9 protein-coding genes are annotated in these 15,358 nt (G+C 37.1%); all 9 read right to left on the bottom strand.

Annotated features, from left to right (window positions below):
- Positions 1-35 precede the first annotated feature (35 nt).
- Entirely contained in the window at positions 36-1,565 is a 1,530-nt protein-coding gene (locus AC07YT_RS10745; RefSeq protein WP_086546719.1) for an aspartyl protease family protein, read from the bottom strand.
- Between the two features lie 5 nt (positions 1,566-1,570).
- On the bottom strand, positions 1,571-3,196 hold the full coding sequence (locus AC07YT_RS10740; RefSeq protein ID WP_086546720.1) for a S8 family serine peptidase: 1,626 nt from the start codon (positions 3,194-3,196) through the stop codon (positions 1,571-1,573).
- Between the two features lie 32 nt (positions 3,197-3,228).
- On the bottom strand, positions 3,229-4,650 hold the full coding sequence (locus AC07YT_RS10735; protein ID WP_086546721.1) for a TlpA family protein disulfide reductase: 1,422 nt from the start codon (positions 4,648-4,650) through the stop codon (positions 3,229-3,231).
- Positions 4,651-4,652: 2 nt separating this feature from the next.
- Positions 4,653-5,513, bottom strand: coding sequence for a putative zinc-binding metallopeptidase (locus AC07YT_RS10730; protein WP_086546722.1), 861 nt, complete (start codon positions 5,511-5,513; stop codon positions 4,653-4,655).
- A gap of 13 nt (positions 5,514-5,526) precedes the next feature.
- The gene (locus tag AC07YT_RS10725) at positions 5,527-7,005 is read right to left on the bottom strand and encodes a RagB/SusD family nutrient uptake outer membrane protein (RefSeq protein WP_086546723.1); all 1,479 of its coding nucleotides are present in this window, start codon (positions 7,003-7,005) and stop codon (positions 5,527-5,529) included.
- A gap of 10 nt (positions 7,006-7,015) precedes the next feature.
- Entirely contained in the window at positions 7,016-10,639 is a 3,624-nt protein-coding gene (locus AC07YT_RS10720; protein ID WP_086546724.1) for a SusC/RagA family TonB-linked outer membrane protein, read from the bottom strand.
- Positions 10,640-10,696: 57 nt separating this feature from the next.
- Positions 10,697-11,854, bottom strand: coding sequence for a FecR family protein (locus AC07YT_RS10715; RefSeq protein ID WP_086546725.1), 1,158 nt, complete (start codon positions 11,852-11,854; stop codon positions 10,697-10,699).
- A 120-nt stretch (positions 11,855-11,974) separates the two neighbouring features.
- Entirely contained in the window at positions 11,975-12,532 is a 558-nt protein-coding gene (locus AC07YT_RS10710; RefSeq protein ID WP_494945312.1) for an RNA polymerase sigma factor, read from the bottom strand.
- Between the two features lie 310 nt (positions 12,533-12,842).
- Entirely contained in the window at positions 12,843-15,269 is a 2,427-nt protein-coding gene (locus AC07YT_RS10705; RefSeq protein ID WP_086546727.1) for a hypothetical protein, read from the bottom strand.
- Between the last annotated feature and the right edge of the window lie 89 nt (positions 15,270-15,358).

Genomic DNA, 15,358 nt, shown 5'->3' with positions numbered 1-15,358 from the left:
ATCGCAATCAGAAAGCCTTTTGTTTTTAAAGGTGATTATATTATAAACTTCTTTAATTCTATTTTCATTTTCTGCTGGTTTCGGTTAACCTCCAGTTGAATTTTATTCCTGGCTAAAACCCTCAATTGTTGTGTGATCTGATCAACAGATTCGGGCACAAGCTGATTAACTTTTATCAGTTCATCACCCTTTCTCAAACCCGCCTGATAAGCCAAACCATCCTCATCAACATTTTTAACAATAAATTTACCACCCTCTTTCTGGAAACCCAAACCCAGTGCATACAATGGTACAATTGGTGTTTCGAAATTTTTATTCGGACTTAACTGGATATAGTTTAAACTATAATTAAACAGCATATTGAATTTACCGATTAGCGACATGCCCAACAAACCATGACTGTTAAAACCATATGGATTTTGTTCTTTGGGCAAATCGACCGTTACCACGGGGTTGTTAAGATTATAGCCTGCAATACTAATTGCATCAATCCCTCCAATTTGCGCTTTACTAATCTGATTGGTTAAATCCATCGAAGCACTTGATCTTTTATTTCTCAATTTATCAACCAGGCCATTTACATAAGTATTTAAAAAATAATTACCTGAAATACTGCCACCATTACCGGTATCAAACATTAAAATACTGGGATAATTAATGCCATTCACTTTTAATGTAACTTCTAATTTGGCTGTATTTCCATTCAGTTTTACAGGTACTTTATTTCCTGTTGATTGATCAAAATAGCCGAAATTATAAATACTCATCAAGTTATCGTCTAAATTAACGGCAACCTGATAATCTTTTAAAAGATCAAAGCCAATAATGCCATCCATTGGCTGGCCTACTACCTGCGATAAAGCATTTAAATTGGCAACAACAACTTGTTTCCCCCGCACATTTACACCTTCGATATTTAACGCTAATGAATCGATGGTTTTAAATTGTCCGCCCTTACCCGCTGTTTTAATATCGATGGCTTTTTGATTGATTTTTATATTTAAGCTTGTGGCCAGACTTTCATTTATAGTTGTTGCACCCGCACCGCTATCGAACAGGAAATTGTATTTTTTACCTGCTATGGCTACTTCTACAAACATTAAACCTGCTGAACGTTTAACATTTACTTTCGACAGTAATTTAGCTGGTTGCAATTCTTGAAAAACAGGATCAGCAAGCCCCATTAACAGCTCGAAATGACCGATTCTTTCAAAAGTTAAAAACTTGCTCATCCGCAACCAGGAGATCATTTTCGGTCCAGTTTTTGGAACGGCAACCTGTTTTGCATAGATTTTATTGTTCTTTTTAACTACCGTTTCATAATAAACCGTATCTAAAATAACCGGATTTACGAGTTGCGGCACAACCGGATACACATCCCTGTCACTATATTCGGCAATACGAAAAGATGGATCGAGTGCATCGAGGATATTTTTAATATGATGTGTCTTTAAATTTTCACCAAACTGCTGCAATGCATATTTAATCTGAACATCATTGGCTTCCTGTTGTGCAAATGCATGTTGACTAATCAACAAAAGCACAATATATACTATTTTTTTCATGGTAGTTATTTAGTTGAATGAGTAGATTGATCGGCCATTTTCAAGGCCTGATAAGCATTAACGATTCCACCAGAAACAGAAATGTTCTGTAGCTTTTGCTTTCCCTGCCATTCTTCCGGAACGATGGTTACCGTTTTCATTAAAATATTTCTAATCTCCGGAGCTGATAATTTTGGATAATAGGAACGCAATAATGCTGCAATACCACAAACTACGGGAGAGGCCATACTGGTACCATGCATGCCCGAGTACTTATTATCAATCATGGTCGAATACACATCAAAACCCGGTGCAAAAAGATCTACCGATTTCTTCCCATAATTAGAGAAGCCCATAATTTCGCCAAATGGACTGGTTGCCCCTACTGTAATTACATTTTTCGCCTGTTTACCATTGTTATAAAACTGTGAAGGATAAAAAACAAATTGATCAGTATCTTCGGTAAAATTCCCTCCACCTCTTACAATCACGACATCCTTTTTTTCTGCGTACCGAATGGCTTCATCAACCAGGTATTTCAAGGGTGAAACACGTTTTCCAAAACTCATATTGATTAGCTGTGCTCCGTTATCTACGGCATAACAGATCGCTTTGGCTACATCCCGGTCATACTCATCCCCACTTGGCACCACTACACGGATCGGCATAATTTCTACCTGACCAGCAATACCTTCAATACCCAGGTTATTGGTACGGTCTGCAGCGATAATTCCAGCCACATGTGTTCCATGATCAGAACTTTGAAAACTCAATTGATTATTGCCCCAGTTTTGCCCGTCCTTAACGTCTTCCATTACAAAAGCACGGTCATCTTTCGATGCTGCAACCAATTTATTCTGATAATTAATTTTAGCCTGACTGATCATAAAATCGCCCATGGTATATAAAATATTTGCAGGCTGACTTACACTATATTTCGCCCCCTGAGCTCTTAATTTTAAAAGTTCGAAAGCAAAAACTAAATCTTTATCGTTTGCGAACTCCGGTTTTTCTTCGTTAAAAGTCTGAATAGTAACCACCTTATTGGGGTACTTTTTACGGAAATAATGATCAATTGAATCAAATTTAGAAGCCATTTTTTCCGCTAAACCGATCGAAGATGCCGTTCTGTATACATCCGATTTACGTTTAACAAGTTCTAAATATTTTTTCTCTTCCCCTTTTAATTTTGTGGTATCTACATTTTCATATTTACGGACCAAACGCAAATATTCACGGTCATTTTCGTTGGCCGTAACCTGAATATTCCTTTTTCCATCAGCACTGCCTAAGAAGTTCCATCCATGAATATCATCTATGTAGCCATTATGATCATCATCTATTCCATTATCAGGAATCTCTTTTTTATTGGTCCAGATTACTGATTTTAAATCTTCATGGTTAATGTCAACACCGGCATCAATCACGGCCACCAGCACTTTATTAGCGGTCTTTCCTTTCAAAATTTCGGCGTAAGCTTTGTTTACCTCCGTACCATAAACACTATCCTTATCGAAGGATAACAGGTGCCAGTTTTGAGGATGATGTGTAAACAGGTCTTTCTTTTTAGCTGCAGATAAACCACCTTTTTGCTGTGCATTTAGACAAAGCGGTAGCCATAAGACCAGGAATAGTCTTGTTATTTTTTTCATTTTCGTATTGATTTTTGGTTCTTTCTCTAAAGCTATTTGGCTTGGAGCGCTGTTTGAATTAAGGTTTCATAAGCAGGTTCTGATGCCTGTACAGCATGATCTTCGATAATTTTGCCGTCTTTACCAATTAAGATATACCTGGGTATGCCAGTAATGTTATAAGCTTTTTCGAAAGCAGATGAAGTTTTATCTCCGGCATGCAGATCAACACCATTCATATTTTTCGATTTCAAAAAAGCAAGCCACTTCGTTTTGGATTCGGCATTATCGGTAGAGATCGACATAAACACTACATTCGGATTATCTTTATATTTATCGCGGAATTTTAGGAAATATGGGAGTGAATGCATACAAGGAATGCACCAGGTGGCCCAAACATCTATCGCCACGACTTTTCCTTTAAAATCAGCCAGACTAATCATTTTTCCGTTAGCATCTGGAATAGAAAAAGTAGGCGCCATTGCGTTTTTAGCAACCTTACTGTATTTTTCTCTTAAAGAAATCAAATTTTTCTTGGCTGCCTCATCAGTTGTTTTTTCGATGGCCACAACCATAATTTTGTCCAACTCAGGGTTCCATCCTTTTATAGAGAGATGATAAACAATACTCTGGCTCAGCTCTTCGTTGATGATCCGTTCGTTGCTTACATTTTTAAGTATATAGGTCATTTTGCCTAATGATGAATTGTCGCTTAAATCTTCATCTTTGATATTTGCACCCTGACTCAATTTTAAGAACATGTAAAAATTGGACACCAGCGACCTAAGCCCGATAGATTTTAATGAATTAACCGCTGGATGATTTAAAGAGATCTGGTTTGCAATACCGAAGAAACGTTGGTCAGCCTTTTCGGTTGGATGTGCCCTTAAATATTGTAATTTTGCTTCCAGATAGCGTAAATCATTATAGAAACTGGCTACTCGATTAATCCCTGTATCTTTAGATCTGGAAATTAGCTTTGTTTCGGCTTGATAGGCCTGATCAATTTCTGTTTTGGTTGGGATGCCTTTTTTTTCTTTGCTAAAATTTGCCCAGGCCACATTAATTTCATTAATCAATAAATTATTGATGGTTGGTTTTCCTGCCAGTTTAATGTTGGTTTCGGTAAGCATTCCTAGCGTAGCGGCTTTCTGTCCGACAGGCCCTCCTATTACAAAGGCACCTGATTTGCGTTCAGGCAGGATAATTTCGAGACGCTCATTGGGCTGTACGTATACCGGGAAATTATCAATCCAATACACCAAAGCTTCATTTGTAGGGAATTCCAAAACAAATTTGCCGTTTTCATCAAATTTCAAGCTTTTATAAAGCACTCTTCCCTGTTTAGAAAAAGCTTCTACAAAAAATCCAGAACTTTTCTCGTTCGCACCTGTCCTACTGCCATGGATGGTAGCAGAAAATACAGGTAACACAGCAACGGCCGAAATCAATAAACTTAATATTTTTGCTTTCATAACTAGTTAATTACACCTGCATTACCTATGGCCTGCAAATCGATATTGTATTTCGTTTTATAATAATTGATAATGATATCGTATTTCTTTTTAACCAATCCAGCGGTATCATTTGATGGTTTTAAGATGGTCGTATCAAGCTCTGCTTTAGTTTTTGAAGTAATTAAAGCGATGTAAGAAAGAAAATCTCTTATAGGTTTGTTATCCTGTAGAGAAACTAAATAGGATACATAACCATAGGTATAAAAATTAGTTGCGGTAACCCCTGTTTGGGTATAATTTGTTACAGTGGTAAACTCTACGGGAACATCAAGTTTACCTCTGTTAAATATGAAGTTGAAAAACTCAGTGTGCAAATTATTTACATATGTTTTTTTCTGTGCATCGGTCATCAGATCAAAATCTGCTGAAAAGTTGCTGAGGGTAATCTGATTATAATTGGACAAAATAGTGTATTTAGTGGTTGGAGATGCTTTCATCCTTAAATTCTGTCCCAGTAAAACTTTAAATGGAAGGTTATTTTTCAAAAAATCATCAGAATAATAGTTAAGCCAGTTTTTTTGAATAAACGCAAGTGCTTTACCCACATAGGTTTCATCTGCTATATCTGCAGTGTAAGTTTCATTAAAGCCATTAGCCAGATATACAGGATTGGAAGCAAAATCTACGGCACTCCATTTATATAGGAAAAATGTGCCGTACTTTTTGTTCAGTTCTACTAATATCGGATCGTAATCGTGGTTACCTTGTGGCAGCTTATATTGTACATCTATTTGCGAAGGCGTGAGCGTTTCTTCTTTCTTACATCCCCAAAGCACACAGCTTAGTATTGCTGTAAAGACTAAATATTTTATTGTTTTCATTTTCAATCTGAGTTTATGGATTTTGGATCAAATTCGGATTACGTCTTAATGCTTCAGTTGGCACATCTAAGGTATATCGGCTATCGTTTTGACTTAAGGTAACCGTTTGAGGTGAGCCAGCAACAAGCTGGATGGTATGCGTCATTTCGGGCATGCCCCATCGGCGAAGATCAAACCAGCGATGATCTTCCAAACAAAGTTCGCGGCGGCGTTCTGCTTTGTAGTAAGTAAACAGAGCTTGCGGATCAGTTATCATTATTGGCGAATAATTAGCGGTTCTAATCCGGTTTGAACGCAAGAGATTGATATCTGCTAAGGCTTTTGCTATTCCTGAAGCATCGCCGGCTATTCCTTTTTGAATATAGGCTTCGGCACGGTTAAGATATGCTTCAGCAGTTCTAAATGCTTTACCATTGCTAATGCTGGTATTTGCAGTTGAGTATTTCGCGGAGCCCGATTTGTAGCTTACAATTACTGATGTGAGATAAGCTGTACTTCTAAAACTATAGGTAACTCTCAAATCACCGGTTTCAAAGGTATTTAAAAAATTATCTGAAATGGAAAAAGCGGCTTTAGCAGCAACACCAACAGCTAAACCAAATGGCATCCCCGTTAATTCTGTTGAACTTCCATAGCCCCAAATCACTTCTGGGGATGAAACACCGTAAGCGATTGGAAATAGTGGTGTAGTGATGGCATTGTATTGTTGCAAAGTTGGTTTTTGCAGTATAACTGCATCGGCATATTTAATACTGGCATCCCAATTCCCCATATAAAGATAAACCCTCGATAATAATAATTTTGCCGCCGTAGCATTAAATTTATAAATATGGTTACCACTTCCATTTGCCTCAAGCAAAGGAACTGAGCTCAGTAAATCTTTCTCGATTTGTGTATAAACTTCTTTAACTGTAGATCTGGCAACCGGAGAATCAGAGACTTCGGCCGTTAAAATAAGTGGCACACCTAAATCTGTTTCTGGATGTACGCTCGTGCCTACATAGGGTTTACCGAAAAGATTTACCAGCATAAGGTAATAATAAGATCGTAACGCTAAAGCCTGTCCCCGAAGGTTATCTTTTTCAGATTGCGGTCCATCTACGCGATCTACATAATCTAAAATCACATTACAACCTTTTATCCTTGCGTAATAATTGTACCAGGTATTGCTATAGGTTGGAGCAACATCAATCAGCTTATCAATCATGTTGCGCTGCCAGGTATAAACAGGAGCATATTTATTCAAACCAGCAACAATCGTTGCGTTTGCATTGAAATCAGACTGAATATCGTCAGTTAATAAATCAAAGTAATCGTTCAGGAATGATTCGGCAGTTAATGCATAACCTTCGCCAGACAATAGCTGATTTAGTGCCGCTGTTGTGGTAGGGCGTACCAAATCCTGACTGCTTTCTTCCAGGAAGCTTTTTTTGCAGGAAACAGCGCTTATTGTTAAACAGATAAGCATTAGTATTTTATAATATTTTCTCATGATCTACAGATTATAAACCAACATTTAGTGTTAAAGAATAGGTTCTGGGAATAGGTAAACTATTTCCTGTTACTTCAGGGTCTTGTCCATTTAATCGCTTATTTGCCACATAGAATAAATTGGTTACCGAAGCCATTAACTGGAGTGATTTTAAACCTAAATGGGTTACCTGTTTGTTTGGAACAACGTATCCAAGTGCTAAATTTCTTAATCTGATAAAACTTGCATCAACAACCCTGGCATTCGAATAATCGTAAAGCGTTCTCGAATACACGTAACCAGAGGTTCCCGGAACAACTAAACCTGTACTGGCTTGTGGTCCGGCTGTTGGTAACGAAGGAATAATGGTATTGGCCTCATCGCCAGGCTGACGCCACCTGTTAACAAGTTCAGATGAAAGATTCTGGAATGAATATGGTGCAGAACTTGCTGAGGTTGCTGTTGGATAGAGTTCGGCCAGACGTTTTACATTGCCTGTACTGATGTAGAGAAAGGTATTAAGCGTAAATGATTTATACCTGAAATTATTGGTTAAACCACCGGTAAACTTAGGATCTAACTGACCTGAATAAACCATTGCTTTGGTCACATCGGTAACAGCACCTGGGTTACTGGCTACATTTAACCCATTAAAGGTTGGGTTTCCATTAGTGGCATCTAAACCTGCAAAGTCGAATGACCATATTGCAGATGACGGATATCCAATCTTATACAAGCCCCCGGAAACAGCCGTTTTCCAATCTGTTAAAGAGATTGCACCAGACTGCTGCACATTATTGGTAACTTTTGAGGTATTAAAGCCTATATTCCAGTCAAAATCCGATGTTCTGATTGCACCAACATTCAAAGAAAGTTCAAAACCTCTGTTATCTACATTCCCTGCATTGATGGGCATGGTTGTTAAACCATATTCTAATGGAATGGTCTTCTGAACAATAATATCGTATCCTTTTTTAATATAATAATCAAAAGTTCCTGATACCCTGTTTTTCAGGAAGGCAAAATCCAAACCCAGATTTACAGTTTTGTTGCGCTCCCACCTTAGATCTTTATAAGCTAAACTTTTAATCAATAATAAAGGCTCACCAGATACTTGACTCACTGAAGAAACACCTGATGGTATTCTTGCAATTAAATCAGGACTAAAGTTTTCGGCAACATTTCCCTGAAAACCATAACTAACCCTGGCAGAAAGCTGATTTAACCAGATAAGGTTATCAAATAAATGCTCTTCTGCAATATTCCATTTTCCGGCAATAGACCATACCGGTAAAAATCTGTGGTTTGAATACTGACCGAAACGATTTGATGCATCGGTGCGGATATTTCCATTGATTACATATTTCTGATTGAAATTATAAGTTGCGGTTCCAAAATATGATACAAAATTAGAAACACGATCTGTAATCACTGGAATAGTTTGCCCATATATTTGATTTATAATCGCTCCACTCGATGTGGTAATCGTTAAAGGAACTTGTGCAAATGATTTCCCACGGTCGGGCAGATAACCGAAGTTGGTTTGACTTAAACCATCATATTTTGAGCTTCTCACCTCCTGACCAACCATAACGCTCAGGTTATCTTTATTTTGGCGCAATGATTTCGAGTAGTTTAAGTTATTTCTTACAGTAACGGTTTGATTGCTCATTGAAAAGCCGTTGTAAACTCCACCAACAGGCAGTGGAGATGAAAGATAAGCAACAGATCCGGGCAAGGCACTTCCAAATGCGTAACCCCTCATAACCGTAATGTAATTTGAGTTTTCTGTTGCGAAAGTATGAGCAGAAGTTTGATTATAACCGTAACCGAATAAAGACTGAAAAGTAAAATCTTTTAAGAATTTATATTCCAAATTTGCAGCCATATTAATGGTGGTTAACCTATTGGTATTGCCCGTTTGAGATTGCTCGTAGCGCGCATTATAATTATATGACCCTGTTGTAGTATTTGGGGCGGTATAGAAAAAATAAGAGCCATCATCATTAAAAGCGGGTATTGTTCTGCTCGTATTATAGGCATATTTAAAAGGATCAACCTGGTAAAAACCACTTGTTGTGCTTTTAGAACCATTTAGTTTTAAACCGATGCGTAAGTTATTGGTTAAATTGCTGTTGATATTTGCTGAGGCTGTATAACGGTTTTGCTCGTTACCTTTTGAGTTGCCTCTATCATTCATATAACCAATAGAGCTGTAATATGTTGTTTTATCAGAACCACCAGAGACACTTAAGCTGTGGTTCTGACTTACAGGTGTTTGAAATAACGCATCAAACCAGTCCATATTTGTAGTCTCCAATTTATTTACACCAGCAACAAACTGCTCCTGGGTAATTTTCTTATCGAACAAACTGGTCGCTAAACCTTCATATGAAACCGGATCTGGCATTACAGCAAATTGCAGACCTTTGGCATAAACTTCTCTGGATACATCTACACGCTCTTTCGAGTTCATTAGATTAAACTGGCTGTAATTTGGTCTTTGAGAGGTAGTAAAATTTGTAGAATAGTTGATGGTTGGCTTACCAATTTTACCTTTTTTCGTGGTGATTACAATTACACCATTGGCTGCCTTTACCCCATAAATCGCGGTAGATGCGGCATCTTTAAGTACTGTTATATCCTGAATATCTTCAACATTTAAAAAAGCAACGGTACTGCCCACCAGGTTCTTTATCGCATCACTTGAAGACTGTCCGGACAGCGAGTTTAATTGCTGATAATCGAACGGAATCGGATCTTCCTGGATAATCCCGTCCACTACCCAAACCGGTTCTTGATTACCGAGCAGTGTTGAGGTACCACGCACCCTTACTTTTGGTTTTGAACCTATCAGACCAGAAGAATTGGTTACCGCAACACCCGGCAATTGACCCTGCAATAATTTATCGATCTGATTGGTTCCGGCAACTTTAATATCTTCCATTTTAACAGAAGCAATAGCTCCAACAAAATCTCTTTTGGCAATGTTCTGATATCCTGTAACCACTACATCATTAAGCCCTTGTGCCGATTCCTCTAATTTAATATTCAACACCAATACTTCAGTAGTTGCATTTACATTAACTGCTTTTATTTCTGCTTTGTAACCAATATACTGATAGCGAATGGAGCTGTTATCATTAACTAAAAGCACGTAATTCCCATTTTCGTCGGTTGAAGTTGCATTCTGCTGGCCAATTTCCTGTATGGAAACACCAGGCAAAGCGTTATTCTTTTCGTCGGTAATTTTACCTGTTAACCTAATTTTCTTTTGTGATATGGTTGGTTTTCCTGATGTGCTAAAAGCTTTTGTTTTAAAAATCACCACATCTTTATCAATTACAAAGGTGATGTTGGTTCCGTTTAACAGGCTGGTTAATACCAGCTCTAGACTTTTATTTTTTAAAGAAATACTTACCCTTGGATTTTTATCCAACTGGTCGGCATTATAAAAAAACTGCATCCTGGCCTGCCTGCTCACCTGTTTAACCGCATCAGACAGTTTTGCATTTTTAACACTAATGCTAATGTTAGTTTGAGTTTGCGCTTTTAGGGATGAACTGAAAATTATAATTGCACAGATTGCAACACTTATCGTTTTTACTAAAAAGCTTAATCCAGGCGAAAAATAATTTTGTAAATATTTTTTCATTTAATTTTGAATAGTTTGGTTGATTTTTTCGATTTTGGTTTGGTTAGATGTCCGTTTTTAACGTTGATCTACATATATCCTCCTGTTTTTAATGCTGAACTTTACTCCTCCGGTCTGTTCAATAATGTTTAGTATTACTTGTATATCTTTATATCTTTCAATTTCTCCAGAGAAATGGATTTGTTTTATTTTTTCAGACTGGAATTCGACATCATAATCGTACCATAAGCTCAACTGATCCATTACCTCGTCAAGTGTGGCTTCTTCAAATACAATTTTTCCATTAGCCCAGGCCACAAAAGGTGTTACATCTACAGCTGTTTTGCTTAAAACATTGCTTTGCTGATTATATATTGCCTGTTGGTTTGGTGCTAAAATGGTAGTCTGATTGTTCGCACTTTTGGCTTCAACCTTACCCTCAACCAAAGTAGTGCGCGTAATTTTGGTATAGGTATTTACATTAAAAGTTGTACCCAAAACCTTTACATCCATACCATTTGCATGAACAATAAATGGTTTGTCGGGATTTTTTGCCACCTGAAAGTAAGCCTCTCCTTTTTCTAAATACACCTCTCTGCTATTGGCTGCATTTATGTTGACCGGAAAACGAAGTACCGACGCAGCGTTAATCATTACAGTAGTTCCATCAGCTAAAGCCAACTTATACTCGGCTCCCCTCGGAATAATTAACTGATTAAAAACCTGCTTTCTGCTTGTTGTACCGCTTTCTTTATAACTTAACAATTCTTTATTTTTATTGGTAATGCTTGTTCCACCTACCTCTGATAATTTTTGGTCGCCTTGTTCAGAGAGCTCAACCGAACGACCGTCAGATAAAATCAAAGTAGCCCGGTTATGATTGGTAGGTGCCAGTTTGGCTAAGTTTAACGCAACAGGCTCATTATTTTTAATATAATAGAAAATACCTCCGGCCAATAAAAACACAGGTAATAACAAAACTGCAGCGTACCTTAACCATCCTGGCATTAAACGCGCACGCTTTGCTTCGAAATGATGCTGTACCATTTTCCAGGCATGTTGCTCGTCCAATCGGTTAACCAAAAGGCTGGCATTTGCAATCAGTTTATCAGCTTTCAAAGCATCAATCAGTTCTCTTTCCTCCAAACTTAATTGTTCGAGTAATTGCTGGTCGGGCAACTCATTGTTGTTTAACTGTTTGATCACTTTAACCCAGATATTTTCTGTTGCGTTCATTTTCTTAGACGGATTAATATATAGTATAACATATGTTAATTTAGGGTGACAGCAGTATTAAAAAATTATTAAATAATTTTCAACTAACTGATTATCAATAAAATAAATTATATATTTTGATTAGAATTTTCCTTTACCCAATAGGATGGCGATGAAAATTACCGAAAGCGGATCTTCTGCTGCTTTGGCTTTTAGAAAAGCATAAGCCCTTTTCATCTGTGTTTTTACGGTATTAACAGAGATTTGATTTGCCTTAGCAATATCGGCATAACTTAAACCTTCTACCACGTATTGCAGAAACACTTTTTTGCGTTCATCGGGCAAAAGATTAACCAAACCCAAAACCTTTTCGTCCGTGGTTTCCTTTAATTGCAAAGCCTCTTCTTCTTCCAGGTAATCGGTTTGAATGGCTAAGGGTGTTTGCTCGGTTAATTCAACCGAAAGTGGTTGCTTTAGAAAGGTTAAAGAAAGATTTTTAACGGCACGGGTGGCGTACGATTGAAAAGAAGTTTCGATGGTAACTTCTTTTCGCCTGTTCCAAAAGTTGATAAAAAAATCCTGAACAACATCTTCAGCAGCAGCTTCATCTTTAATCATTTGATAAGCAACAAGCACTAAAAACTTATAATGTTTTTTAAACAAGTTTTCGAATGAGGCTATATCAGAGTATTCTGCCAATTTTATTATGAATAAGGATGATTTTAAGGAATATCAATTGTAAAATTAATTTAAAACTTGGCAAAAAGAAATATAGTGGTGTATTTAGAATAATTATTCAGCCACAAAAACAGGGACATTTTGTAAATGCTTTTTATTATTTATTATCTTGAGTGTAATTAAGGATCTGTATTAAACAGTTTGGGTGCTGCGTTTCATAGCCTAAAGATGCTTCACTGCGATCAGCATGACAGACATCCGTTTAATTTATTAAGCTAAAAAAAATCCCCCGGTTTTATACCAGAGGATTTCAAAATTATATTTTATCAACTTAGTGCTGTAATACCTTAGCGATTTCCTTTTCGATAGATTTGATCTCTTTAGGTTTAAGCTTTTTAGCCGCATCTGTTTTGGCAGTTACTTTATTTTCCAGGTATTTCACACCTACCCTTAAAGCTTTTAATCCGGAAACACCTTGAAGTTCATCCAGTTCCAGTTCCTCTAAATCATCGTTTAAATAACCTTGCACCTGCATGTATTTAATGTACTCCATATATTCTTTGGCTTCTTCAGGATTGAAATAAACCATGGCAATTTTATGGGGCTGTGTTAAACGTTCGGTGGTACCTTTAACCAATACTTTATCAATACGTTTTTTAACAACTTCGTAACGGATATTGTAAGCACCTTCTACATCGAAACGGCGTTCATCATTCCTGAAGCTAATGTCAATTGCATTAGAGTGGATAAAGATCAGCTGTGTAGTTTCTAAGGCACGAGGCATTTCGCCAATTAATCCTTTCGATAAACGCGCAATATCGACCATGGAGGTTAACTGCCAAAGGCGGATATTTTTCAGGTACAACAAATCAAATGGCCTGTCTGGCGCAATTTCCTGTCCGATGTAAATATCGTATTCTACCCCGTCTGTTCTGAATTTGGCGAAATAACAAGGGTAAGAAGCCTGTAAATTGGCCTGCGATTTCTCCAGGTATTGACTCACTTCGGTATTGATCAGTTGCATCGAAACTTCCAGCTGCCTGCGGTTGGCAAAACCAGCGCCGGTTTCTGGAACAATAACTTCGAAATAACGATCTACAAACTCAGCTGTTATCGGGTAGTTTCCTTTTATAATGGATAAAAAAGGATAAACTTCGATTTCTAAAAACTCATTCAGTTTGTTTTCTTCATTTGATGAAGCAAAATCACCGATGCGTTTAATCCAATCTTTACAATTGAATAATAGTTTATCGGTCAGTTCTAAAGAAATATGCTTGCGGATGGCCTTTAAAGTATCAATTAAACTGTTTAACTGCACTTCCATGTCATCTTTTAAAGCTTTATTACGCTCTATGGTAGAATTACGGATATCTATTGCACCAAACAACGGATACATATGTTTAAAGGTGATCGTTTCGATTTCCTTTAATTTATGGTAACTGTTATTTTGTTGAAGAAAATGCCAAACCGCTTCGTTAAATTTCCATTGTACCGATGGTTGCAAAGCCGTAAACTTATCCATCAGCACTTCATCCATTTTGGCATCAAATTCTTCAATACTGTATTGGAAAAGCTGCCCGATTAAAGGCATTGCCGGACGCAACCTCGATAACAATTTATCATCAACCAACACTTCCTCACTCGAATAAACCTCTAAAACACCTGCCAGCTGGGTATTGTAATACACCGGCAATACCGAATAAGAACAAACTCCTGCTGCTTTTAAAACCCTCAAAAAAGGATCTTTATCAATCTGATCGTCGTTGATTGAACTCACAAAAATCGACCGTGGGTTTTCTTTATACTTATCAACCAGCGAATAAAAAACCTCTTCTTCGAGATTGGATGATTTTGCAGAATTAATCAGCATACTTTGTGAAAACTCCTGATTATCAAAAACGAGTTTGTTGTTAACGGTTAAAAAAGGCATTAAGCCAAATTCAAGTTTTCCGTTTCCGCTAAGTGTTTTTAAAGCGTGGATTACATGCGTATACGCCTCCGTTTGATAATTGTGATTAACCAGGGCATCGCGGATACCATCAATGGCATGCTGTAAGGTCACATCAGTGATAGAGATGATGCTGAATCCTTCAAAATGGAAATTTTGCAGCGGCAAATGCGCTACCAGATACTCCAGTTCGGTTTCGTCCTGGAAATGTTTACCCAATTCTTCAAAATTAAGCTCAGGCAAATCGCCTTTATGCATAATATCTACAAACTTGGTATCGGTTTGGATATTATAATATTGCGTAAGCTTCGTGTCCTGATTAATGTGTGCATAAATGATCTCATTTTTCAGTACTGAAGTAAAATTGTAAAAACGGCCTAAAATAATATTGTAGATAAACTTAAGCTGTTTTTTCTCAATAGGCTCATTGTCTTTAGTTACCTTATTTTTAGGATCATGATCCTTAAAAAATTTATAGAATGCATTGGTGCTAAAAAAAATCTGATCTGGAATTGGGGTACTTAATGCCCAAAACAAATCATCTTCATTATCCATTAAAGGGGTTAGAATAGTAAAAATTAATTCTAAAGTATCTTTATATTGAGATAAATCTTCGGCACTGATGTTGCCAAGCAGCACATCGTCTTTTTCAATTTTTTGAAGTAAAAACCTGTAAAATTCAGATTTTACCGATTTTTCTGTTTTCAACCTGCCTTTTAAATATTCCACAAGCGGACGGAAAGACAGAGATGATTCTACCTGGCAATGTATACATTCGTTTTTATGTAGTTGTATTACATTGGTATTCATTGTATAAGTTTTGCTATAGTGTAAAATTTATAGTTATCTGTTTAATTACTAATTCATTGCAAAGATACACACTCCTAAAAGCAATGTTC

The sequence above is a fragment of the Pedobacter sp. GW460-11-11-14-TSB4 genome (assembly GCF_059423705.1).
The sequence above is the reverse complement of the archived record's forward strand: the minus strand, read 5'-3'. Positions and strand labels throughout refer to the sequence as shown.

Bases quoted from the DNA above. Each gene is read 5' to 3' on its own strand.
- AC07YT_RS10745 (WP_086546719.1), bottom strand. From the start codon at position 1,565: ATGAAAAAAATAGTATATATTGTGCTTTTGTTGATTAGTCAACATGCA.
- AC07YT_RS10740 (WP_086546720.1), bottom strand. From the start codon at position 3,196: ATGAAAAAAATAACAAGACTATTCCTGGTCTTATGGCTACCGCTTTGT.
- AC07YT_RS10735 (WP_086546721.1), bottom strand. From the start codon at position 4,650: ATGAAAGCAAAAATATTAAGTTTATTGATTTCGGCCGTTGCTGTGTTA.
- AC07YT_RS10730 (WP_086546722.1), bottom strand. From the start codon at position 5,513: ATGAAAACAATAAAATATTTAGTCTTTACAGCAATACTAAGCTGTGTG.
- AC07YT_RS10725 (WP_086546723.1), bottom strand. From the start codon at position 7,005: ATGAGAAAATATTATAAAATACTAATGCTTATCTGTTTAACAATAAGC.
- AC07YT_RS10720 (WP_086546724.1), bottom strand. From the start codon at position 10,639: ATGAAAAAATATTTACAAAATTATTTTTCGCCTGGATTAAGCTTTTTA.
- AC07YT_RS10715 (WP_086546725.1), bottom strand. From the start codon at position 11,854: ATGAACGCAACAGAAAATATCTGGGTTAAAGTGATCAAACAGTTAAAC.
- AC07YT_RS10705 (WP_086546727.1), bottom strand. From the start codon at position 15,269: ATGAATACCAATGTAATACAACTACATAAAAACGAATGTATACATTGC.